The organism is Ornithinimicrobium panacihumi (genome assembly GCF_052073805.1).
GTDB classification, from domain to species: Bacteria; Actinomycetota; Actinomycetes; order Actinomycetales; family Dermatophilaceae; genus Ornithinicoccus; species Ornithinicoccus panacihumi.
In genome coordinates, this window is sequence record NZ_JBQGWG010000002.1 from 23,970 (window position 1) to 47,081 (window position 23,112).

18 protein-coding genes and 1 tRNA gene are annotated in these 23,112 nt (G+C 68.8%); 4 read left to right on the forward strand and 15 right to left on the reverse strand.

The features are described 5' to 3' along the window. The first annotated feature begins 483 nt into the window (after positions 1-483). Positions 484-792: a DUF2599 domain-containing protein gene (locus ACTMMA_RS02215; protein ID WP_441188468.1), complete on the forward strand. Its 309-nt coding sequence runs from the start codon at positions 484-486 to the stop codon at positions 790-792. Positions 793-845: 53 nt separating this feature from the next. Here the strand turns inward: ACTMMA_RS02215 and ACTMMA_RS02220 are convergent, their stop codons facing one another. From ACTMMA_RS02220 to rplJ, 9 genes are all read right to left on the reverse strand, one after another. Then, positions 846-1,400: a YceI family protein gene (locus tag ACTMMA_RS02220; protein WP_441188469.1), complete on the reverse strand. Its 555-nt coding sequence runs from the start codon at positions 1,398-1,400 to the stop codon at positions 846-848. Between the two features lie 157 nt (positions 1,401-1,557). After that, on the reverse strand, positions 1,558-2,751 hold the full coding sequence (gene tuf / locus ACTMMA_RS02225; protein WP_441188470.1) for an elongation factor Tu: 1,194 nt from the start codon (positions 2,749-2,751) through the stop codon (positions 1,558-1,560). Between the two features lie 129 nt (positions 2,752-2,880). Next, positions 2,881-4,983 (reverse strand): elongation factor G, encoded by a 2,103-nt coding sequence (gene fusA / locus ACTMMA_RS02230; RefSeq protein WP_441188471.1) that lies wholly within the window; start codon positions 4,981-4,983, stop codon positions 2,881-2,883. 134 nt (positions 4,984-5,117) lie between these two features. Continuing rightward, a complete protein-coding gene (gene rpsG, locus ACTMMA_RS02235; protein WP_441188472.1) occupies positions 5,118-5,588 on the reverse strand; it encodes a 30S ribosomal protein S7 in 471 nt (156 codons plus the stop codon). After that, the gene (gene rpsL, locus ACTMMA_RS02240; RefSeq protein ID WP_441188473.1) at positions 5,588-5,962 is read right to left on the reverse strand and encodes a 30S ribosomal protein S12; all 375 of its coding nucleotides are present in this window, start codon (positions 5,960-5,962) and stop codon (positions 5,588-5,590) included. The genes rpsG and rpsL overlap by 1 nt, the downstream gene beginning before the upstream one ends. A gap of 427 nt (positions 5,963-6,389) precedes the next feature. After that, positions 6,390-10,316, reverse strand: a complete 3,927-nt coding sequence (locus tag ACTMMA_RS02245) for a DNA-directed RNA polymerase subunit beta' (protein ID WP_441188474.1) — start codon at positions 10,314-10,316, stop codon at positions 6,390-6,392. A gap of 115 nt (positions 10,317-10,431) precedes the next feature. Continuing rightward, positions 10,432-13,905 (reverse strand): DNA-directed RNA polymerase subunit beta, encoded by a 3,474-nt coding sequence (gene rpoB / locus ACTMMA_RS02250; RefSeq protein ID WP_441188475.1) that lies wholly within the window; start codon positions 13,903-13,905, stop codon positions 10,432-10,434. A 478-nt stretch (positions 13,906-14,383) separates the two neighbouring features. Further along, positions 14,384-14,782, reverse strand: a complete 399-nt coding sequence (gene rplL, locus ACTMMA_RS02255) for a 50S ribosomal protein L7/L12 (protein ID WP_441188476.1) — start codon at positions 14,780-14,782, stop codon at positions 14,384-14,386. Positions 14,783-14,860: 78 nt separating this feature from the next. Next, positions 14,861-15,490, reverse strand: a complete 630-nt coding sequence (rplJ, locus tag ACTMMA_RS02260) for a 50S ribosomal protein L10 (RefSeq protein ID WP_441188477.1) — start codon at positions 15,488-15,490, stop codon at positions 14,861-14,863. Positions 15,491-15,790: 300 nt separating this feature from the next. Between rplJ and ACTMMA_RS02265 the strand changes: the two genes are divergently transcribed. Further along, a complete protein-coding gene (locus ACTMMA_RS02265) occupies positions 15,791-16,546 on the forward strand; it encodes an esterase family protein (RefSeq protein ID WP_441188478.1) in 756 nt (251 codons plus the stop codon). Next, positions 16,543-17,538, forward strand: a complete 996-nt coding sequence (locus tag ACTMMA_RS02270) for a P1 family peptidase (protein ID WP_441188479.1) — start codon at positions 16,543-16,545, stop codon at positions 17,536-17,538. The genes ACTMMA_RS02265 and ACTMMA_RS02270 overlap by 4 nt, the downstream gene beginning before the upstream one ends. Positions 17,539-17,753: 215 nt before the next feature. On the opposite strand, the gene ACTMMA_RS02275 is transcribed toward ACTMMA_RS02270, so the two are convergent. The 6 genes from ACTMMA_RS02275 to ACTMMA_RS02300 form a co-directional block, all read right to left on the reverse strand. Then, complete coding sequence (locus ACTMMA_RS02275; protein ID WP_441188480.1) at positions 17,754-18,698, reverse strand: type IV toxin-antitoxin system AbiEi family antitoxin domain-containing protein; 945 nt, start codon at positions 18,696-18,698, stop codon at positions 17,754-17,756. 380 nt (positions 18,699-19,078) lie between these two features. Continuing rightward, entirely contained in the window at positions 19,079-19,795 is a 717-nt protein-coding gene (gene rplA / locus ACTMMA_RS02280) for a 50S ribosomal protein L1 (RefSeq protein WP_441188481.1), read from the reverse strand. Positions 19,796-19,936: 141 nt separating this feature from the next. Continuing rightward, entirely contained in the window at positions 19,937-20,365 is a 429-nt protein-coding gene (rplK, locus tag ACTMMA_RS02285; RefSeq protein ID WP_441188482.1) for a 50S ribosomal protein L11, read from the reverse strand. Positions 20,366-20,456: 91 nt separating this feature from the next. After that, entirely contained in the window at positions 20,457-21,284 is an 828-nt protein-coding gene (gene nusG / locus ACTMMA_RS02290) for a transcription termination/antitermination protein NusG (RefSeq protein WP_441188483.1), read from the reverse strand. A gap of 82 nt (positions 21,285-21,366) precedes the next feature. Next, on the reverse strand, positions 21,367-21,612 hold the full coding sequence (gene secE, locus ACTMMA_RS02295) for a preprotein translocase subunit SecE (protein WP_441188484.1): 246 nt from the start codon (positions 21,610-21,612) through the stop codon (positions 21,367-21,369). 62 nt (positions 21,613-21,674) lie between these two features. Continuing rightward, positions 21,675-21,747: transfer RNA gene (locus ACTMMA_RS02300), tRNA-Trp, on the reverse strand. A gap of 121 nt (positions 21,748-21,868) precedes the next feature. Here ACTMMA_RS02300 and ACTMMA_RS02305 point away from each other — a divergent pair. Continuing rightward, positions 21,869-23,101, forward strand: coding sequence for a pyridoxal phosphate-dependent aminotransferase (locus tag ACTMMA_RS02305; RefSeq protein WP_441188485.1), 1,233 nt, complete (start codon positions 21,869-21,871; stop codon positions 23,099-23,101). Positions 23,102-23,112: the final 11 nt, after the last annotated feature.

A 23,112-nucleotide genomic window follows, 5' to 3' on the forward strand; every position in this document is an offset into this window, starting at 1 on the left:
GCTGCCGTCGCCCGCGCCGGTCTGGCGCGTGCCGGACGGCCGGCGGCGGGCACATGGGTGCACGCCACGCGTCAAGCAACCTGTCTAGTGTGCCATGAAGCCGGCGCACGCCCAAATCCGGGCCGGAAAGCCTCCGCGCGGAGGCCGCGCGGGGCGAGGACGTCGGCGCGATGGGAGAGGATGCGGGATATGCGGTGCTCGCGGCGGTGGGGTGCGCTCCCCTCCCTCCTTCTTCGGGGCACCCTCCTAGGCGCTCTCCTGGCCGGTTGCCAGGTGGGGCCCCGGGAGGGCGGAGCAGCCTCGTCGCCCGCATCCTCGTCGCCAGCACCCTCGTGGCCCACATCCTCGGCAGCACCGACGGCAGCATCGCCACCCACGCCGGAGGATGCCGTGGCGACCAGCGCGCCCAGCGCTTCCGCCGCTCGGCCTTCCGTTCCCGCTACCGCTCCCTCACGCGCTCCGGGCTGCCCGGAGCGGGTGGACGTGCTGTCCGCGACCTGGGTCGAGCGCACGGACGGGGCCAGCCTGCGGATCGAGCCCGGCGATGCCCTGAGGCGGTGCGGTGGCCCCCTCTCCCCCGCGACCGAGTCACCCCCGGGGTGGGAGTCCGTCCTGGGTCTCGTGCCCGAGGCAGACTCGCCAGGGATGCGGGAGCAGTACGCCTGCCACCTGCGGTTCGCCAGCGGCAAGGAGGTCTGGCACCTGGAGCCGTGGCGTCCCGTGGTCGACGAGCGTCAGCTGGTGGCCGACCGCTGCAATCCCGGCGCCCCCGACCCGGACCTGGCCCCCTGAAGCACCCCTGCCGGCCGATGAGGTCCCCCAGGCTCCCCCTCAGGTCGGCCGGGTCAGCCCTCCTGCTTGATCGCGGAGATCTCGAACTCCAGGGTCACCTTCTCCGACACGAGCACGCCGCCCTTGTCCAGAGGCATGTTCCAGTGCAGCCCGAAGGGGCGGCGGTCCAGCCGCCGGGTGGCCTCGAAGCCGGCCCGGAGGTTGCCCATGGGGTCACGCTGGACACCGAGGAGCTCGATCGGGATGGCGACCTGCTGGGTCACGTCCTTGATCGTCAGGTCCCCGACCACCATGAAGTTGTCGTCCTCCACCTCGTCCACCGTCGTGGACACGAAGCGGATCTCGGGGAACTCCTCGACGTTGAAGAAGTCGATGCTGCGCAGGTGCTCGTCACGCTGCGCGTTGTAGGTGTCCACGCTCGCGGACTGGATGACCACCTCGACCGTGGAGGAGGCGATGTCGTCGACGTTGAGGTCGATCACGCCGCGGACGTCCTTGAACGTCCCGCGCACCGTGGTCACCATCGCGTGCCGCGCCGAGAACCCGACCCGGGTGTGCGCCGGGTCGAAGTGCCACGCGCCGGCCATGGAAGCATCAAGAACAGTCACGCCTCGACATTACCCGTTGATCCGCGGCTCCAGGCCAGCGACTCTCCCGTGCGGTGGAGGCAGAAAGCGGGGCGCGGGACGCCGCATACCCCGGGAACGGCGACGGGCCCCCGTCACCAGAAGGTGACGGGGGCCCGCTGCTCGTGAGGCGTCTAGATCACTTGAGGATCTTGGTGACGCGGCCGGCGCCGACGGTGCGGCCACCCTCACGGATGTTGAACATGAGGCCGTCCTCCATGGCGATGGGCTGGATCAGCTCGACGCGCATGTCGGTGTTGTCGCCCGGCATGACCATCTCGGTGCCCTCGGGGAGGTGCACGACGCCGGTCACGTCCGTGGTACGGAAGTAGAACTGCGGGCGGTAGTTGTCGTAGAACGGGGTGTGACGGCCACCCTCGTCCTTGGACAGGATGTAGGCCTGGGCCTCGAACTCGGTGTGCGGGGTGATCGAGCCGGGCTTGACGATGACCTGGCCGCGCTCGACGTCCTCGCGCTTGGTGCCACGCAACAGCAGACCGACGTTCTCACCCGCGCGGCCCTCGTCGAGCAGCTTGCGGAACATCTCGATGCCGGTGACGGTGGTCTTGGAGGACTGCTCGCGGATACCCACGATCTCGATCTCCTCGTTGACCTTGAGGATGCCGCGCTCGATACGACCGGTGACGACGGTGCCACGACCGGTGATCGTGAAGACGTCCTCGACGGGCATCATGAACGGCTTGTCCAGGTCGCGCTCGGGCTCCGGGATGTACTCGTCCACGGTGTCCATGAGCTCCAGGACGGAGTCGACCCACTTCTGCTCGCCCTCGAGGGCCTTCAGCGCGGAGACGCGCACGACCGGGAGGTCGTCGCCGGGGAACTCGTAGGAGGACAGCAGCTCGCGGACCTCCATCTCGACGAGCTCCATGATCTCCTCGTCGTCGACCATGTCGGACTTGTTGAGGGCCACGACGATGTAGGGAACGCCGACCTGGCGGGCCAGGAGGACGTGCTCCTTGGTCTGCGGCATCGGGCCGTCGGTGGCGGCCACGACCAGGATCGCACCGTCCATCTGCGCCGCGCCGGTGATCATGTTCTTCACGTAGTCGGCGTGACCGGGGCAGTCGACGTGCGCGTAGTGGCGCTTCTCGGTCTGGTACTCGATGTGCGCGATGGAGATGGTGATACCGCGCTGACGCTCCTCGGGAGCCTTGTCGATCGAGTCGAACGGCGACGCCTCGTTGAGGTCCGGGTACTTGTCGTGCAGCACCTTGGAGATGGCAGCCGTCAGCGTGGTCTTGCCGTGGTCGATGTGACCGATGGTGCCGATGTTGACGTGCGGCTTGCTCCGCTCGAACTTGGCCTTAGCCACTGGGGTCCTCCTGTTGGACTGGTTTTCGATCGTCACCGGCCGGGTGCCGGAACGACGGTCTGGGTTTTGCTGGATGGGAACTGCGTCAGGTCCATCACACTCGCCGGTCAGGGCGGAGTGAGAGTCAGCTCACTCGCCGCGGACCTTCTTGATGATCTCCTCGGCGACGTTCCGGGGAACCTCGGCGTAGGAGTCGAACTGCATCGTGTAGTTGGCGCGACCCTGGGTCTTGGACCGAAGGTCACCAACGTACCCGAACATCTCGGACAGGGGCACGACGGCCCGGACGATCTTGGCTCCGGAGATGTCCTCCATCGCCTGGATCTGGCCACGACGGCTGTTGAGGTCGCCGATGACATCGCCCATGTAGTCCTCGGGCGTGCGCACCTCGACGGCCATCATCGGCTCGAGCAGGGCCGGGTCGGCCTTGCGGGCGGCCTCCTTGAAGGCCATCGAGCCGGCGATCTTGAACGCCATCTCCGAGGAGTCGACGTCGTGGTAGGCACCGTCGATCAGGGTCGCCTTGACGCCCACGACCGGGTAGCCCGCCAGGATGCCCAGCTGCATCGCGTCCTGGATGCCGTGGTCCACGGAGGGGATGTACTCCTTGGGCACGCGACCGCCGGTGACCACGTTGTCGAAGGTGTAGAGCTCACCCTCGGAGGTGTCCATCGGCTCGATCGAGATCTGGATCTTGGCGAACTGGCCGGAGCCACCGGTCTGCTTCTTGTGGGTGTAGTCGTACTTCTCCACGGCGCGACGGATGGTCTCGCGGTAGGCGACCTGGGGAGCACCGACGTTGGCCTCGACCTTGAACTCCCGCTTCATGCGGTCGACCAGGATGTCGAGGTGGAGCTCGCCCATGCCGCCGATGACGGTCTGGCCGGTCTCCTCGTCCAGGCGGACGGTGAAGGTCGGGTCCTCCTGCGCCAGCTTCTGGATCGCGGTGCCCAGCTTCTCCTGGTCACCCTTGGTCTTGGGCTCGATGGCCACGTGGATGACCGGCTCCGGGAAGGTCATCGACTCCAGGATGATCTGCTCGTTGACGTCGCAGAGCGTGTCGCCGGTGGTCGTGTCCTTCAGGCCGATGACCGCGTAGATGTGGCCCGCGGAGACCTTCTCGACCGGGTTCTCCTTGTTGGCGTGCATCTGGAAGAGCTTGCCCAGACGCTCCTTGCGGCCCTTGGTGGCGTTCATCACCGGCGAGCCGGCGGTGATCTCACCGGAGTAGACCCGGATGTAGGTCAGGGTGCCGAAGAAGGGGTGCGTGGCGATCTTGAAGGCCAGCGCCGCGAAGGGCTCGTCCGCGGACGGCTTGCGGGTGATGACCGACTCCTCGTCGCCCGGCTTCATGCCCTCGGTGGGGGGCAGGTCGAGCGGGGAGGGCAGGTAGGCCACGACGGCGTCGAGCAGGGGCTGGACGCCCTTGTTCTTGAACGCGGTGCCGCAGAAGACGGGGTTGACCTCGCCGGCCAGGGTCAGCGCACGGACGCCGGCGTGGATCTCCTCCTCGGTCAGCTCCTCGCCACCGAGGTACTTCTCCAGCAGCTCCTCGTCGGACTCGGCGACCTTCTCGATCAGGGCGTTGTGGTACTCCTCCGCCTTGTCCTTGAGGTCGGCCGGGATCTCCTCGAGGTCGTAGGCCTCACCCAGCGGGGTGTCCTTGGACCAGGTCATCGCCTTCATGGTGACCAGGTCGACCATGCCGACGAAGTCGGACTCGGCGCCGATCGGCAGCTGCATGACCAGCGGGGTCGCGCCGAGGCGGTCCACCATGGTCTGCACCGAGTAGTAGAAGTCGGCGCCCATCTTGTCCATCTTGTTGATGAAGCACATGCGGGGCACGCCGTAGTTGTCGGCCTGGCGCCAGACGGTCTCGGACTGGGGCTCCACACCCTCCTTCGCGTCGAAGACGGCGACAGCACCGTCCAGGACGCGCAGGTTGCGCTCCACCTCGACGGTGAAGTCCACGTGGCCGGGCGTGTCGATCAGGTTGATCTGCGTGCCCTTCCAGAAGCTGGTGACGGCCGCGGAGGTGATGGTGATCCCCCGCTCCTTCTCCTGCTCCATCCAGTCGGTGGTCGAGGCGCCGTCGTGCGTCTCGCCCATCTTGTGGTTGACGCCCGTGTAATACAGGATGCGCTCGGTCGTCGTGGTCTTGCCGGCATCGATGTGCGCCATGATGCCGATGTTGCGGACCTTCCTCAGGTCCGTCAGGACGTCCTGTGCCACAGTCTCTCTTCTCTAGCTTGGCTCGGTCGTTCGGTCTGGGGTGGGGTATGCGGTTCGCGTCCCCGTGGGGCGGAGGTGAGGGCGGGGCGCGGCACCGCAGGCGGGCCGCGCCGCAGACCCTCACCCCCGGGGCCTCACCAGCGGTAGTGGGCGAAAGCCTTGTTGGCGTCGGCCATCTTGTGGGTGTCCTCGCGGCGCTTCACCGCAGCGCCCAGGCCGTTGCTGGCGTCGAGGATCTCGTTCATCAGACGCTCGGTCATCGTCTTCTCACGACGCTGACGGGCGTAGCCGACCAGCCAGCGCAGGGCCAGGGTGGTCGAGCGGTTGGGCTTGACCTCGATCGGCACCTGGTAGGTGGCGCCACCGACGCGGCGGGACTTGACCTCCAGGGCCGGCTTGACGTTGTCCAGCGCGCGCTTGAGCGTCTGCACGGGGTCGGTGCCGGTCTTGGCGCGGCAGCCCTCGAGCGCGCCGTAGACGATGCGCTCGGCGGTGGACTTCTTGCCGTCCAGGAGGATCTTGTTGACCAGCTGGGTGACCAGCTGCGACCCGTAGACCGGGTCCTGGATCAGGGGGCGCTTGGGAGCGGGGCCCTTACGAGGCATTACTTCTTCTCCTTCTTGGCGCCGTAGCGGGAGCGGGACTGGTTGCGACCCTTGACGCCCTGGGTGTCCAGGGACCCGCGGATGATCTTGTAGCGGACGCCGGGGAGGTCCTTCACACGGCCGCCACGCACGAGCACGATCGAGTGCTCCTGCAGGTTGTGGCCGACGCCCGGGATGTAGGCCGTGACCTCGACGCCGCTGGTGAGGCGCACACGGGCGACCTTGCGCAGGGCGGAGTTCGGCTTCTTCGGGGTGGTGGTGTAGACACGCGTGCAGACGCCACGGCGCTGCGGGTTGCCCTTGAGGGCCGGGGAGTTGGTCTTCTTGACCTTGTCCTCGCGGCCCTTGCGGACAAGCTGGTTGATCGTAGGCACTGATGCTCTTCTCAGTCGAAGTTTGTCCGTGCTCCCCCGGCTCGCGCCGGTGTCGCACTCCTTGGTCGTTCGCCGTCCTGACCCCCGTGGCCGGGAGTGTCGGACCGCTGCTCTCCCCTGCACTTCCCGTTCTGGGCCCACCGGTGGCCACGGATCGTGGCGAGGATGGCCCGGACGGACTGCCCGGCGAGAGATTGGTGCGGAGCACCGACCACCGGTCGAGGACGGGTCCTGTCCGGCGATGCTGCACTCCGCGCACGCGGGACCTAGCCCACGCACAGTTCTTCAGACTACCGGCAAGTGCCGCGAGCGGCCAAATCACCGCCGTCGCTCCCCCGGACTGGGGCCGCCGGCCCCACGCAGGAGGGGCGGGTATGCGGCCACTCGCGTGACCGCATACCCGCCCCTCGTGCGGCTGATCAGGTGATCAGTAGCGCTCGTCCATGGGCAGGTCGTCGAGGCGGACCGCCTCGCCGCTGCCCTGGCCGAAGGTGCCGGCGTAGTCGAAGTCCTCGTAGACCGGGACCGCGTAGGCGGCGGCCTTGGCCTCCTCGGTCGGCTCCACCGTCAGGTTGCGGTAGCGCGTCAGGCCGGTCCCCGCGGGGATCAGCTTGCCGAGGATGACGTTCTCCTTCAGGCCCAGCAGCGGATCGCTCTTGGCCTCCATCGCGGCCTCGGTGAGGACGCGGGTGGTCTCCTGGAAGGAGGCCGCGGAGAGCCAGGAGTCGGTCGCCAACGAGGCCTTGGTGATGCCCATGAGCTCGGGACGGCCCGAGGCCGGACGACCGCCCTCGGAGACGACGCGGCGGTTCTCGGTCTCGAAGCGACCGCGCTCCACCAGCGTGCCCGGGAGCAGCTCGGTGTCGCCCGCCTCGATCACGGTGATCCGGCGCAGCATCTGCCGCACGATGACCTCGATGTGCTTGTCGTGGATCGACACACCCTGCTGGCGGTAGACGCCCTGGACCTCGTCCACCAGGTGCTGCTGGGTGGCGCGGGGGCCCAGGATGCGCAGGACCTGCTTGGGGTCGATCGCACCGGTGACCAGCTGGGTGCCGACCTCGACGTGCTGCCCGTCCTGGACCAGCAGGCGCGAACGCTTGCTGACCGGGTAGGCGTGCTCCTCCGAGCCGTCGTCCGGCGTGAGCAGGATGCGACGGGACTTGTCGGTGTCCTCGATCTCGATCCGGCCGGTGGCCTCGGCGATCGGGGCGACCGCCTTGGGCGTGCGGGCCTCGAAGAGCTCGACGACACGCGGCAGACCCTGGGTGATGTCGTCACCGGCCACACCTCCGGTGTGGAAGGTCCGCATCGTCAGCTGGGTGCCGGGCTCACCGATGGACTGGGCCGCGATGATGCCGACCGCCTCACCGATGTCGACCAGCTTGCCGGTGGCCAGCGAGCGGCCGTAGCACTTGGCGCAGGTGCCGACCAACGACTCGCAGGTCAGGACCGAACGGACCTTGACCGCCTCGACTCCTGCGGCGACGAGCTTGTCGATGACGACGTCGCCCAGGTCGATGCCGGCCTCGGCCAGCACCGTGCCGTCGGCGTCGGTGACGCTCTCGGCCAGGCTGCGGGCGTAGACGGCCGTCTCGACGTCGTCGTGCTCGCGCAGGTCGCCGGAGGCCGTGCGGACCGCGATCGGCATGACGAAGCCGCGCTCGGTGCCGCAGTCCAGCTCGCGGATGATGACGTCCTGGGAGACGTCCACCAGACGACGGGTCAGGTAGCCCGAGTCGGCGGTCCGCAGCGCGGTGTCGGCCAGGCCCTTACGGGCACCGTGCGTGGAGATGAAGAACTCCAGCACCGACAGGCCCTCACGGAAGTTGGACTTGATCGGACGCGGGATGATCTCACCCTTGGGGTTGGCCATCAGGCCACGCATGCCGGCGATCTGCCGCAGCTGGAACCAGTTGCCTCGGGCGCCCGAGGTCACCATCCGGTAGATGGTGTTGTCCTTGGGCATGGTGGTCTCCAGCTCCTTGGCGACCTCGTTGGTCGCCTGGGTCCAGATCTCCACGAGCTCCTGACGACGCTCGTCGTCGGTGATCAGACCGCGCTCGTACTGCAGCTGGACCTTGCTGGCCTTGGCCTCGTAGCCGGACAGGATCTCGGTCTTGCGGGCCGGGGTCTGGACGTCCGAGATCGACACGGTCGTGCCGGAGCGGCTCGCCCAGTGGTAGCCGAGCTCCTTGAGCGCGTCCAGGCTGGTGGCCACCTCGATCTTGGTGTAGCGCTCGGCCAGGTCGTTGACGATGCCCGAGAGGCGCTTCTTCTCCACCACGTCGTTGACGTAGGGATAGTTGGCCGGCAGGGCCTCGTTGAAGAGCGCACGGCCCAGCGTGGTCTCCAGGTCGAAGGCCTCCACGACGCCGTCCTCGGAGACGGTGGCGCCCTCGGGGACCTCGAAGCCGATCGGGGCGGCGGTGTCGGTGACCCGCACGCGGATCGGCGAGCCGAGGCGGATCTGACCGGCGTCGAAGGCCATCTGCGCTTCGGAGATCGAGGTGAAGGAACGCACGTGCGCGGTCCCCTCGTCGTCCAGGCGGACGTCCTCGGTGCCCTTGCCCTGCTCCACCTCGGAGGTGAGGTGGAACAGGCCGATGACCATGTCCTGGGTGGGCATGGTGACGGGGCGACCGTCGGCCGGCTTGAGGATGTTGTTGCTCGAGAGCATCAGGATCCGGGCCTCGGCCTGGGCCTCGGCGGACAGCGGCAGGTGGACGGCCATCTGGTCGCCGTCGAAGTCGGCGTTGAAGGCGGTGCAGACCAGCGGGTGGATCTGGATCGCCTTGCCCTCGACCAGCTGCGGCTCGAACGCCTGGATGCCCAGACGGTGCAGCGTGGGTGCACGGTTGAGCAGCACGGGGTGGTCGGTGATGACCTCCTCGAGCACGTCCCACACGACGCTGCGGCCACGCTCGACCATGCGCTTGGCCGACTTGATGTTCTGCGCGTGGTCGAGGTCGACCAGACGCTTCATCACGAACGGCTTGAACAGCTCCAGCGCCATCTGCTTGGGCAGACCGCACTGGTGCAGGCGCAGCTGCGGGCCGACGACGATGACCGAACGGCCGGAGTAGTCGACGCGCTTGCCGAGCAGGTTCTGACGGAAACGACCCTGCTTGCCCTTGAGCATGTCGGACAGCGACTTCAGCGGGCGGTTGCCCGGGCCGGTCACCGCACGGCCACGACGGCCGTTGTCGAAGAGGCTGTCGACGGCCTCCTGCAGCATCCGCTTCTCGTTGTTGACGATGATCTCGGGGGCGCCGAGGTCGAGCAGCCGCTTGAGGCGGTTGTTGCGGTTGATGACGCGACGGTAGAGGTCGTTGAGGTCGGAGGTCGCGAAGCGGCCGCCGTCCAGCTGCACCATCGGACGCAGGTCCGGCGGGATGACCGGGACGCAGTCCAGGACCATGCCGGCCGGCTCGTTCTTGGTCTGCAGGAAGGAGGTGACGACCTTGAGGCGCTTGATGGCGCGGGTCTTGCGCTGGCCCTTGCCGGTCGCGATGATCTCGCGCAGCAGCTCGGCCTCGGCGGCCAGGTCGAAGGTCTGCAGACGCTTCTGCAGGGCCGCGGCACCCATGCCACCCTCGAAGTACATGCCGAAGCGGTCACGCATCTCGCGGTAGAGGATCTCGTCGCCCTCCAGGTCCTGGACCTTGAGGTTCTTGAAGCGGTCCCAGACCTGCTCGAGGCGCTCGACCTGCTGGTCGGCGCGACGGCGGATCTGGTTCATCTCCCGCTCGGCGCCGTCCTTGACCTTGCGCTTGGCGTCGGCCTTGGCACCCTCGGCCTCGAGCTCGGCGATGTCCTTCTCGAGCTTCTTGGCGCGCTCCTCCACGTCGGCGTCGCGACGGTTCTCCAGCGCCTTCTTCTCGGTCTGGATCTGCGCCTCGAGCGAGGGCAGGTCCTGGTGGCGGGCCTCTTCGTCGACCGAGGTGATCATGTAGGCCGCGAAGTAGATGACCTTCTCGAGGTCCTTCGGGGCCAGGTCGAGCAGGTAGCCCAGGCGCGACGGGACGCCCTTGAAGTACCAGATGTGGGTGACGGGGGCGGCGAGCTCGATGTGGCCCATCCGCTCGCGGCGCACGCCGGCGCGGGTCACCTCGACGCCGCAGCGCTCACAGATGATGCCCTTGAAGCGGACGCGCTTGTACTTGCCGCAGTAGCACTCCCAGTCGCGGGTGGGGCCGAAGATCTTCTCGCAGAAGAGCCCGTCCTTCTCCGGCTTCAGGGTGCGGTAGTTGATGGTCTCCGGCTTCTTGACCTCGCCGTGGGACCAGGTCCGGATGTCGTCGGCCGTCGCCAGGCCGATGCGAAGCTCGTCAAAGAAGTTGACGTCGAGCACGTGGATCCTTCTCTCCGTGATCTCGTTAAGCAGTTACAGACGTTGTGGGATATGACGTGTGCCGGGTGAGCGGGGCGGGTGCCGGGAAGGGCGACCCGCCCCACGTCATACCTGACTAAACCTCTTCGACCGAGCTGGGCTCGCGCCTCGACAGGTCGATGCCGAGCTCCTCGGCGGCGCGGAAGACCTCGGTGTCGGACTCGCGCAGGTCGATCTGCGTGCCGTCGGAGGAGAGGACCTCGACGTTCAGGCAGAGCGACTGCATCTCCTTGATGAGCACCTTGAAGGACTCGGGGATGCCCGGCTCGGGGACGTTGTCACCCTTGACGATCGACTCGTAGACCTTCACGCGGCCGGTCACGTCGTCGGACTTGATCGTCAGCAGCTCCTGCAGCGCGTAGGCGGCGCCATAGGCCTCCAGCGCCCAGACCTCCATCTCACCGAAGCGCTGGCCACCGAACTGGGCCTTACCGCCGAGCGGCTGCTGGGTGATCATCGAGTAGGGGCCGGTGCTGCGCGCGTGGATCTTGTCGTCCACCAGGTGGTGCAGCTTGAGGATGTACATGTAGCCGACCGAGATCGGGTCCGGGTAGGGCTCGCCGGAACGACCGTCGAACAGGCGCGCCTTGCCGGTGTGGTTGATCAGGCGCTGGCCGTCGCGGGTCTCCAGGGTCGAGTCGAGCAGACCAGAGATCTCCTGCTCCTCGGCGCCGTCGAAGACCGGGCTGGCCACGCGGGTGCGCGGACCGGCCTCGCGGGCGTCGGCGGGGATGCCCTCGGCCCACTCCGGGGAGCCCTCGATCTTCCAGCCCTGCGCCGCGGCCCAGCCGAGGTGCAGCTCCAGGATCTGACCGATGTTCATTCGACCGGGGACGCCCAGCGGGTTGAGCACGACGTCCACCGGGGTGCCGTCCTCGAGGAAGGGCATGTCCTCGACCGGGAGGATCTTGGAGATGACGCCCTTGTTGCCGTGGCGGCCGGCGAGCTTGTCACCGTCGGTGATCTTGCGCTTGTTGGCCACGTAGACGCGGACCAGCTGGTTGACGCCCGGGGGCAGCTCGTCGCCCTCCTCACGGTCGAAGACCTTGACCGCGATGACGGTGCCGGTCTCGCCGTGCGGCACCTTCATCGAGGTGTCGCGGACCTCACGGGCCTTCTCGCCGAAGATGGCGCGCAGCAGGCGCTCCTCCGGGGTCAGCTCGGTCTCACCCTTGGGCGTGACCTTGCCGACGAGCAGGTCGCCGTCGCGGACCTCGGCACCGATGCGGATGATGCCGCGCTCGTCCAGGTCGGCCAGCACCTCGTCGGAGACGTTCGGGATGTCCCGGGTGATCTCCTCGGGGCCCAGCTTGGTGTCGCGGGCGTCGATCTCGTGCTCCTCGATGTGGATCGAGGAGAGGGTGTCGTCCTGCACCAGACGCTGGCTCAGGATGATCGCGTCCTCGTAGTTGTAGCCCTCCCACGGCATGAACGCCACGAGAAGGTTACGACCCAGGGCCATCTCGCCACCGTCGGTGGCGGGGCCGTCGGCCACGAGCGCGCCGACCTCCACGCGGTCACCGGCGTCCACCCGCACCTGCTGGTTGTAGCAGTTGCCCTGGTTGGAGCGGGTGAACTTGTTGATCTTGTATGAGGTGTAGGTCGCGTCGTCGTTGGCGACGGTCACCAGGTCCGCGGAGACCTCCTGGACGACGCCGGCCTTGGTGGCCCGCACGACGTCCCCGGAGTCGAGGGCGGCGCGGTGCTCCATACCGGTGCCGACGAGCGGGGCCTCGGCCCGCACCAGCGGGACGGCCTGACGCTGCATGTTGGCGCCCATGAGCGCACGGTTGGCGTCGTCGTGCTCGAGGAAGGGGATCATCGCGGTGGCGGCCGAGACCATCTGGCGGGCCGAGACGTCCATGTAGTCCACCTCGCCGGCCGGCACGTCGACGGCCTCGCCGTCGCGGGCCCGCACCAGGACGCGCTCGTCCATGAACGAGCCGTCGTCCTCCAGGCGCGCGTTGGCCTGGGCGATGACGAAGCGGTCCTCCTCGTCGGCGGACAGGTAGTCCACCTCGTCGGTGACCTTGCCGTCGACGACACGACGGTAGGGGGTCTCGACGAAGCCGAAGGGGTTGATCCGGCCGTAGGAGGCCAGCGAGCCGATCAGACCGATGTTGGGACCCTCAGGGGTCTCGATCGGGCACATGCGGCCGTAGTGGCTGGCGTGGACGTCACGGACCTCCATGCCGGCGCGGTCACGGGACAGACCACCGGGACCCAGCGCGGACAGACGACGCTTGTGCGTCAGGCCGGCCAGGGGGTTGTTCTGGTCCATGAACTGCGACAGCTGGCTGGTGCCGAAGAACTCCTTGATGGAGGCCACGACCGGCCGGATGTTGATCAGGGTCTGCGGCGTGATGGCCTCGACGTCCTGGGTGGTCATCCGCTCGCGGACGACGCGCTCCATCCGGGACAGGCCGGTGCGGACCTGGTTCTGGATGAGCTCGCCGACGCTGCGCAGGCGACGGTTGCCGAAGTGGTCGATGTCGTCGACCTCGAGGATGACCTCGCCGGTGGGCATCTGCAGGGTCTGCTCGCCGGCGTGCAGCGCGACGAGGTACTTGATGGTCGCGACGATGTCGTCGACCCCGAGCACCGACTCGCCCAGGGGAGCCTGCAGGCCGAGCTTCTTGTTGATCTTGTAGCGACCGACCTTGGCCAGGTCGTAGCGCTTCTCGTTGAAGTAGAGGTTGTTCAGCAGGGCCTCGGCCGCGTCGCGGGTCGGGGGCTCGCCCGGACGCAGCTTGCGGTAGATGTCCAGCAGCGCCTCGTCCTGGTTGGCGGTGTGGTCCTTCTCCAGGGTGGCCCGGATGGACTCGTAGTCGCCGAACTGCTCGAGGATCTCGGCCTCGGTCAGACCCAGGGCCTTGAGCAGGACCGTGACGCTCTGCTTGCGCTTGCGGTCGACGCGGACGCCGACCTGGTCGCGCTTGTCGATCTCGAACTCGAGCCACGCGCCGCGGCTGGGGATGACCTTGACCGAGTAGATGTCCTTGTCGGAGGTCTTGTCGAGGCTGCGCTCGAAGTAGACGCCCGGGCTGCGGACCAGCTGCGAGACGACGACACGCTCGGTGCCGTTGACGATGAAGGTGCCGCGCGGGGTCATGAGCGGGAAGTCGCCCATGAAGACCGTCTGGCTCTTGATCTCACCGGTGGTGTTGTTGATGAACTCCGCGGTCACGAAGAGCGGCGCGGAGTAGGTCATGTCCTTCTCCTGGCACTCCTCGATGGAGTACTTCTGCTCCTCGAACCGGTGGTCGCGGAAGCTCAGCGACATGGACTGAGAGAAGTCCTCGATCGGGGAGATCTCCTCGAAGATCTCCTCCAGGCCCGAGCGGGTGGGGATATCGTCACGACCCTGGGCCGTGGCCTCGGCGACCCGCGCCTGCCACGCCTCGTTGCCGAGGAGCCAGTCGAAGCTCTCGGTCTGGAGGGCGAGCAGGTCGGGGACCTCGAGGGGCTCCCTGATCTTTGCAAAGCTCAGACGGCCAGATGCCGTCTTCGCGGTGGACACAGTCTTCTTCGCAGTGCGCGAGGCAGCCAAGGATGGGTCCTTCCATGGGCCTGGTGGGCGGCTAAGGTCGGCGTCCCCTTCCCACCTCCGGACACGGCCATGCGACGGTGTCAAGCGTGTCGACCCGGCGGGGGCGGCACGCGATGCCGTCGGTCATCGGTGATCGGGAGCAGGCGAGGGGCAGCGCAAAGCGACAGCATACACAGATCTACCGCACGGGTCCAATCCCGCGCCCGATCCGGTCCCGCTCGGACCACGCTCCGGTCCCAGGGCGCCCTTGCCCCTCCCCCGCACGGCAGCGCCCACTGTGCCCCCTGCCGGCCCCCACGTCAAGGCGGCGTGCCGAGAAGGCGCCCGGAGAAGGCGACCCGAGAAGGGCGCTCCGAGCAGGGCGCACCGAGCAGGGGGCATGGGGAATGCGAACGGGCGGGGCCGCATACCCGATAGGCATGCGACCCCGCCCGTGGCGGAGGAGGTGTCCCTGCGGCTCACGCCGCCGGGACAGGGCTCACTTGAGGGTGACGGTGGCGCCAGCGCCCTCGAGGGCCTCCTTGGCCTTGTTGGCGGCCTCCTTGTCGACCTTCTCCAGGACGGGCTTGGGGGCGCCGTCCACGAGGTCCTTGGCCTCCTTCAGGCCCAGGGAGGTCAGCGCGCGGACCTCCTTGATGACCTGGATCTTCTTGTCGCCCGCGGCCTCCAGGATGACGTCGAACTCATCCTGCTCGTCCGCACCGGCGCCGGCGTCGGCACCGCCGCCGGCGGCGGGGGCGCCTGCAGCGGCAACGGCGACGGGGGCGGCGGCGGTGACCTCGAAGGTCTCCTCGAAAGCCTTGACGAACTCGGACAGCTCGATCAGGGTCATCTCCTTGAACTGGTCAAGGAGCTCCTCGGTGCTCAGCTTCGCCATGATGGCGTTCCTTTCTCTTGTGCCGTGAGTGGCGTGTGTTGTGGTCAAGCCGACCGGGACCGGGTGGCCCCGTGGTGGTCAGCTCTCGTCGCCACCCTCGGCGACGTCGGTGGTGGTCTCGGCAGCAGCCTCGACCTCGGTGGCGGCCTCCTCGGTCGCCGCGGGAGCGGCAGCCTCGGGGGTGGCGCCACCCTGCTCCTCGACCTTCGCGCGCAGCGCGTCGACGACCCGGGCGGTCTGCGACAGCGGAGCGGCGAAGAGGTAGACGGCCTTGCTCAGGTTCGCCTTCATGGCGCCGGCGAGCTTGGCCAGCAGGACCTCGCGGGACTCCAGGTCCGCGAGCTTGGTGATCTCCTCCGGGCTCAACGGCTTGCCGTCGAGGACACCCGCCTTGATCACCAGGGCCGGGTTGGCCTTGGCGAAGTCACGCAGACCCTTGGCCGCCTCGACCGGGTCACCGGTGACGAAGGCGATGGCCGTGGGGCCGACCAGGTGCTCGTCGAGGCCCTCGATGCCGGCCTCGGCAGCAGCACGCTTGGTCAGCGTGTTCTTCACCACGGAGTAGGTGGCGTGCTCGCGCATACCGCTGCGAAGCTCGGTGAGCTGGGTCACCGTGAGTCCGCGGTACTCGGTCAGCACGGCCGCACCGGAGTTGCGAAGCTTGTCCGCAATCTCGGCGATGGCTGCGTCCTTCTCAGGCGTTGCCATATGGGCCTCCTTCGTCGTGGTGCCGGATACCCCCGGGCCCCTCCACGACGAGAGCCCCGGCGCAGGCGCGACGGGGCTCGGATCTCCGCACGGCCGATGGCCGGTGCAGCGACGTGCTACGACACTCCTGCGCTGGTCGCCCCGTGCTCGGGAACCTTCGGCCGACATCCCCCGGGGCTTTCGCCCCCGGGCACGCCGACAACCGGCGGTCAATGGGTATGCGGCAAGGTTACGGCATACCTGCTCCCTCGCCCAAATCTGGGGATGGCGCCCGGTGCACCGATGGGGTACCAATGGGTCATGGAGGCGACGAGCAGGCCCACGGACAGATCCAAGGCCCTGGAGCGGTGGTACTCCCCCAGGATGCAGCAGAACATCACCCTGGTCAGATGGGGGCACGCGGGGGTGCCGGTGCTGGCGCTGCCGACCGCCGGCGGCGACGCCGAGGAGATCGAGCGGCACAAGCTGGTCGACGCGCTGGGCGAGCTGATCGACGCCGGGCACGTCCGTCTCTACTCCTGCGACAGCGTGGCCGGGCGAGCCATGATGCACGAGGACGGCGACGTCGCCTACCGCTGCTGGCTGCTCAACCAGTTCCAGCAGGCGGTCGCCCACGAGGTCGTGCCCGCGATCCGCGGCGACTCCGGCCACCAGCAGGCCGTGGTCACCGGCTCCTCCGTCGGCGCCTTCAACTCGGTGGCCCTCCTCGCACGCTTCCCCCACCTTTTCCGGCTGGCCATCGCGATGAGCGGGACCTTCGAGATCGAGCGCTTCATCGGCGGCTATGCCGACGACCTCTACTACTGCTCGCCGCGCCGTTTCCTGCCCGGGCTGGAGGGGCCCAGCCTGGAGCGGCTGCGCGACCGCTTCGTCCTGCTGGCCTCCGGCACCGGCGCGTGGGAGAACATCGAGGAGTCCTGGCAGATGGCCGACGTCCTCGGGGCCAAGGGGATCCCCAACCGCGTCGACGACTGGGGGCCGGGCTACGAGCACGAGTGGCCCACCTGGTGGGCGATGCTCCCGCAGTACCTCCGGGAGCTGCTGGACCTTCGATGAGCGCCCTCCGCCCCCCGGGCGCTCGCCGCCGGGGCGCGATCACCGACGTTCCCGGTGTGCGCGTCGCGCACGTGACCCTGGAGCAGAGCGCCCAGGTGCGCACCGGGGTGACGGTGGTGCTGCCGCATACCCGCGACCTCCTCGCCGAGCCGGTGACGGCGGCGGCGCACGTGGTGAACGGCTACGGCAAGCCGCTCGGACTGCAGCAGGTGGTCGAGCTGGGCGAGGTCGAGACGCCCATCGTGCTGACCAACACCCTGGCGGTCGGCGCCGCCCACGAGGGGGTGGTGCGGGAGCTGCTGGACCGCGACCCCGACCTGGGCCGTCCGCGCACCGTCAACCCCGTGGTCCTGGAGTGCAACGACGGCCGGCTCAACGACCTGCGTGCCCTGGCCGTGCGTCCCGAGCACGTCGTCGAGGCGATCGGAGCCGCGCGCCGTGCCCGGGACGGGCACGCGGTCGAGGAGGGCGCGGTGGGGGCCGGGCACGGGATGGTCGCCTTCGGCTGGAAGGGCGGGATCGGCACCGCCTCGCGGGTGGTGGAGCTCGAGGACGAGGGGGCCACGACGGACGGGTGGGGCGGGACCCTGGGCGCCCTCGTCCTCACCAACATGGGGCGGCCGGAAGATCTGCTCGTCTCCGGCCGGCGGCCGGAGGTGGCTCCCCCCGACCCGCTCGAGGAGGACGTGGACGGCTCGGTCATCGTCCTGCTGGCCACCGACGCCCCCTTCGACGCCCGCCAGCTCGGCCGGCTGGCCCGCCGCGCCCAGAACGGCCTGGCCCGCACCGGCGTGCTCACCGACCACGGCTCCGGGGAGTTCGTCGTGGCCTTCAGCACGGCCACGCCCCTCCACCTACGCGACGGCGACTGGCTGCGGCCGTGGTTCGCCGCCGTGGCCGATGTCGTCGAGGAGGCCGTCCTGTCCTCGCTGCGCGCGGCCCGCCCCGTCACCGGCCGCACGGGCCGCACCGCCCACCGCTGCCCGATCTAGCCCCCACCCCGTCGACGCCACGCTCTGCTGGCCGACCAGCGGCACACGCTGTCCGTGCCCCCGGCACACTCTGCTGCCCGACCGGCTGCACACCTTGTCCGTGTCGGCCATGGCCACAGATGTCGCATGGCCGCCTCGATGTCGCCAAACCGAGGATCTGCCCAGGTTGCAGCAGGCGCGCCTGTCGCGCTCGCCGGCTTCGGCCAGGTTTGCCGTCATCCGGCCCAGGCCGCACGCTCGGCGGAGCGAGCCATGGCAGCCCGGATGCGGTGATTGACCTCCTGCGGGTTCTCCAGGTCGGCCCAGGTCAGCCGGACCACCTCATAACCCAGGGTCCGCAGCCGGTCCTCCCTCACCTTCTCCGCCCGGATGTCCTTGACGTCTGCATACTTCCCCATGCCGTCGAACTCGACGACCACCTTCTCCTTCTCGAACAGGAAGTCCACCCGGCCGACGAACACCCCGTCCGGATCCAGGATGGTGATCTGCTGCCGCGGAGTGGGCAGGCCGAGCAGGATGAACAGCCAGCGGCAGCGGGTCTCGCCGGCCGAGTCGCTCAGCCCGCCCGCCAGCTGCAGCACCCGCCGCGCTCGGGGCTTGCCGGGCACTGGGCCAAGTGCCGTCTCGGCCGCCACCAGGTCTTCGGCGGCGAAGCGTGCGAGCTGCAGCCCGGACTCTGCGGACACCAGCCCGGCCTCGACACCGAAGGTCGCCGCCACCTGCAGACAGGCGAAGGCCGGCGCCACGACGCGGCACCCCTCGACCCTGGTGAGGAAGGCCTCTGGCACACCACCATGGAGCGGGGCGAGGGGGTCCGGCCGCGACCGTCCCCCATCGGTGCGCGCCAGATGCACCCTGTGGTCCACCCCGAAGAGAGCGATGCCGGACAACGCCAGCGCGCTGTGGTGACTCAATGCACGCGGCTGCTCTCGGACCCCGCGGTAGACCGCCCTCGCCCGGAGCGCGTGCTGGTCCCACTCCTTGGCCTCCCGCCAGGTCCGACCCTCGACGAAGACGCCGCGGCGGATCCGGTGCAGCACGCCATCCCGCACCAGCTGACGGATGTCGGGCTCGGACAGGCCGAGTCCCCGCAGATCGTCAGCCGTGCACACACCGGCGTGCCCGGCCAGAAGGGTCCTCAACGCGGTGCGAACTGCCATGCCCCGACTCTGCCCCGCGATCGTCGGCTCGCGCAGAAGTTGTCCACAGGCCCGCCCGTGCACGCCGATCCGGACCAGATCCTGTCCCGCCGGGGCCGGCCGACCACTGATGGCTCACGTCGGGGAGGACATGGGCGCCGAACCTCACAGATGCCGGCAAACCTGCGATGTGTCGGCAAACCCGCGATGAGCCCAGGTTGCGACCCGGGCACATGGCAGGTTTACCGACATGTGCAAGGAACACCGGCGTCGCGGTGCACAGCGGGGCGGAGGCCGGGGCGGACGGGCCGCGTGGCGGGTGGGGCCAGGGCAGCAGGAACGGCGACGGCCCCCGACGACACAGGGTCGTCGGGGGCCGTCGGTCCGTCAGGAGGTCGCGCTCACTCGGAGGCGGCGTCGGCCAGCAGGCTGCCCACGCGCGAGGGGTCCAGCGGGATGCCGGGGCCCATCGTGGTGGCGATGGTGGCCTTGGTGACGTAGCGGCCCTTGGAGGAGGCCGGCTTCAGACGCAGGACCTCGTCGATCGCGGCGCCGTAGTTCTCGACCAGGGCTTTCTCGTCGAAGGAGGCCTTGCCGATGATGAAGTGGAGGTTGCTGTGCTTGTCGACACGGAACTCGATCTTGCCGCCCTTGATGTCGGAGACGGCCTTGGCGGTGTCCATGGTGACGGTGCCGGTCTTGGGGTTCGGCATGAGGCCGCGGGGGCCCAGGACCTTGCCCAGACGACCGACCTTGCCCATCAGGTCCGGGGTGGCGACGACGGCGTCGAAGTCGGTCCAGCCACCGGCGATCTTCTCGATCATGTCGTCCGAGCCGACGAAGTCGGCGCCGGCCTCGCGGGCGGCCTCGGCCTTGTCGCCGTTGGCGATGACCAGGACGCGGGCGGTCTTACCGGTGCCGTGCGGCAGGTTGACGGTGCCGCGGACCAGCTGGTCGGCCTTGCGCGGGTCGACGCCCAGGCGCAGGGCGACCTCGACGGTCGCGTCGTACTTCGTGGAGGTGGTCTCCTTGGCGAGGCGGACGGCCTCGACCGGGGTGTAGAGCTTGCCGTCCTCGATCTTCTCGATCGCGGCGCGGTAGGCCTTGCTGCGCTTCATGGTGCTACTCCTTGGATTCTTGGTGGAGCTGTGGTGAACGGACCTGCGCAGGTCCTCCCACAGGTGGGGCTGGCGCCCCGGGCCCGGTATGCGGTGACGCACCTGGTCAGGTGCGGCACCGCATACCGGAAGAGGGTGTGATCAGTCGGTGGTGACGCCCATCGACCGAGCGGTACCTGCGATGATCCGCTTGGCCATGTCGATGTCGTTGGCGTTCAGGTCGGCCATCTTCATCTCGGCGATCTCGGTGAGCTGGGCGTCGGTGAGCTTGGCGACCTTGGTCTTGTGCGGCTCGCCGGAACCCTTGGGCACACCGGCGGCCTTCTTGATCAGCTCGGCGGCCGGCGGGGTCTTGGTGATGAAGGTGAACGAGCGGTCCTCGTAGACCGTGATCTCGACCGGGATGACGTTGCCACGCTGGGACTCCGTCGCGGCGTTGTACGCCTTGACGAACTCCATGATGTTGACGCCGTGCTGACCCAGGGCGGGACCGACCGGCGGGGCCGGGGTGGCCGCACCGGCCTGGATCTGCAGCTTGATGAAGCCTGCGACCTTCTTCTTGGGGGGCATGATGCCTCTTCCTGTTGGTGGGCCGACGCCGTGGGCGATGACCCGGTTGCATCCCGCCCGCCGGTCGGCGGGCGGAGGGTGCCGGACGGGATCAGATCTTGGCGACCTGGCCGAACGACAGCTCGACCGGGGTCTCCCGGCCGAAGATGGAGACGAGGACCTTGAGCTTCTGGCTCTCGGGGATGACCTCGGAGATGGTGGCCGGAAGGGTCTCGAACGGGCCCTCCATGACCGTGACCGACTCGCCGACCTCGAAGTCGACCTGGGCGGCCGGCTTGGCGGAGGCCTGCGCGCCCGAGCTCGCGGCGGCGCCGGAGGTGGCGGCGGGGGCGTCGAAGGTGGGGGCCAGCATGCTGACGACCTCGTCGATCGACAGCGGCACCGGCTGGTGGGCGTTGCCGACGAAGCCGGTCACGCCGGGCGTGTGGCGCACGGCGCCCCAGGACTCGTCGGTCAGCTCCATCCGGACCAGGACGTAGCCGGGCATCCGGACGCGACGGACCAGCTTGGGCTGGCCGTTCTTGATCTCGCGCACCTCCTCCATGGGGACCTCCACCTCGAAGATGTAGTCCTCCATGTTGAGGCTGGTGATGCGGCTCTCGAGGTTGACCTTGACGCGGTTCTCGTAGCCGGCGTAGGAGTGGATGACGAACCAGTCGCCGTACTTGCCGCGCAGGTTGGCCTTGAACTCCTCCAGGGGGTCCACGGCCTCGGCCGGCTCGTCGGCGTCGGTGTCCTCGGTGTCGCTCTCCTCGTCGGCCTCGATGGCCTCGACCTGGGGCTCCTCGCCGTAGACCTCGTCCTCGGCGGTCACGTCGTCGGCGGGCGCGTCACCGTCGAACTCGCGCGCGGCGGCCAGGTCGGCCTCGGCGACGGACAGCTCGGCGGCCTCGTCGTGCTCGTGGGTCTGCTCGGACATGCCCTACTTCCTCAGGTTTGGTCTGGCCGCGTGGCCAGCGAAGGTTGTGCTCGTGATGGTCGTGAGGTGACCGGCCGGGGCCTCAGGCTCCGAAGACCAGCCCCATCACCCACCGGAACAGCTGGTCGAGGCCGAAGACGAAGCCCATCACGACCGAGACGAACAGCAGGACCACCAGGGTGTAGGTGATCAGCTCCTGCCGGGTCGGCTGGACAACCTTGCGCAGCTCGGCCATGACCTGCGCGACGAAGGTCGCCGGGCGCGGGGGCTGGCCGGCGCCGCTCTGGCTGCGCGCGACACCCTCGGTGTCGTGTGCCGGGTTTGCCACAGGTCGCCTTCCTTCGTGCCGGTATGTGGTCGCTGACGAGATCGTCGACCTCACCGCTCGCGCAGGGCATGAGGGACTCGAACCCCCAACCGCCGGTTTTGGAGACCGGTGCTCTACCAATTGAGCTAATGCCCTACGGGTGCCCTGTGCTGCTGCCAGCGTGCCCCGCGTCCGACCTGCCGTTGGGGGGCAGGCTGGCGCACGGTGCGAACACCCGAGGAGGCAGTCTACGTGACGCACGCGCCAGGGTGCAAAGATGGGCAGCGTGAGCGAGCAGACAGAGAGCAGCAGGGCCCGGATCTCCGCGCGGATCGGCTCCATCGCCGAGTCCGCCACCCTGGCGGTCGACGCCAAGGCCAAGTCCCTCAAGGCCCAGGGTCGACCGGTGGTCGGCTTCGGCGCGGGCGAGCCGGACTTCCCCACCCCCGACTACATCGTGGAGGCGGCCGCCGCGGCCACCCACGACCCCGCCAACCACCGCTACTCCCCCGCCGGCGGCCTGGTGGACCTGAAGAAGGCGATCGTGGCCAAGACCCGGCGCGACTCCGGCTATGAGATCGAGCCGGCCAACGTGCTGATCACCAACGGCGGCAAGCAGGCCGTCTACAACACCTTCGCCACGCTGCTGGACCCGGGCGACGAGGTCATCCTGCCCACCCCCTACTGGACGACCTATCCGGAGGCGATCCGCCTCGCCGGCGGCGTCCCGGTGGAGGTCTTCGCCGGCGCCGACCAGGGCTACCTGGTCACCGTCGAGCAGCTGGAGGCCGCGCGCACGGGGAAGACCAAGGTGCTGCTCTTCTGCTCGCCCTCCAACCCCACGGGTGCGGTCTACCCGCCCGAGCAGGTCGAGGCGATCGGCCGCTGGGCGCTCCAGCACGGCATCTGGGTCGTCACCGACGAGATCTACGAGCACCTGACCTATGACGACGCCACCGCGCCGTCGATGCCCGTGGTCGTCCCCGAGCTGGCCGACACCTGCGTCGTGCTCAACGGGGTCGCCAAGACATACGCGATGACCGGCTGGCGCGTGGGCTGGATGATCGGCCCCACCGACGTCATCAAGGCCGCGACCAACCTGCAGAGCCACGCGACCTCCAACGTCGCCAACGTCTCCCAGCGGGCCGCCATCGCGGCGCTGGAGGGCGACCTGTCCGCGGTCGACGAGATGAAGGTCGCCTTCGACCGCCGTCGCAAGCTCATCGTGGAGATGCTCAACGCGATCGAGGGCGTGCACTGCCCGGTCCCCCAGGGCGCCTTCTACGCCTATCCCTCGGTCGAGGGCGTGCTCGGAAAGACGATCCGCGGCCGCACCCCGCAGACCTCGGCCGAGCTGGCCGAGCTCATCCTCGACGAGGTCGAGGTGGCCTGCGTGCCCGGCGAGGCCTTCGGCCCCAGCGGCTACCTGCGCTTCTCCTACGCCCTGGGCGACGAGGACCTCAAGGAGGGCATCGGCCGGATCCAGGCCCTGCTCGGCGAGGCCCGCTGAGCCGTCTCTGC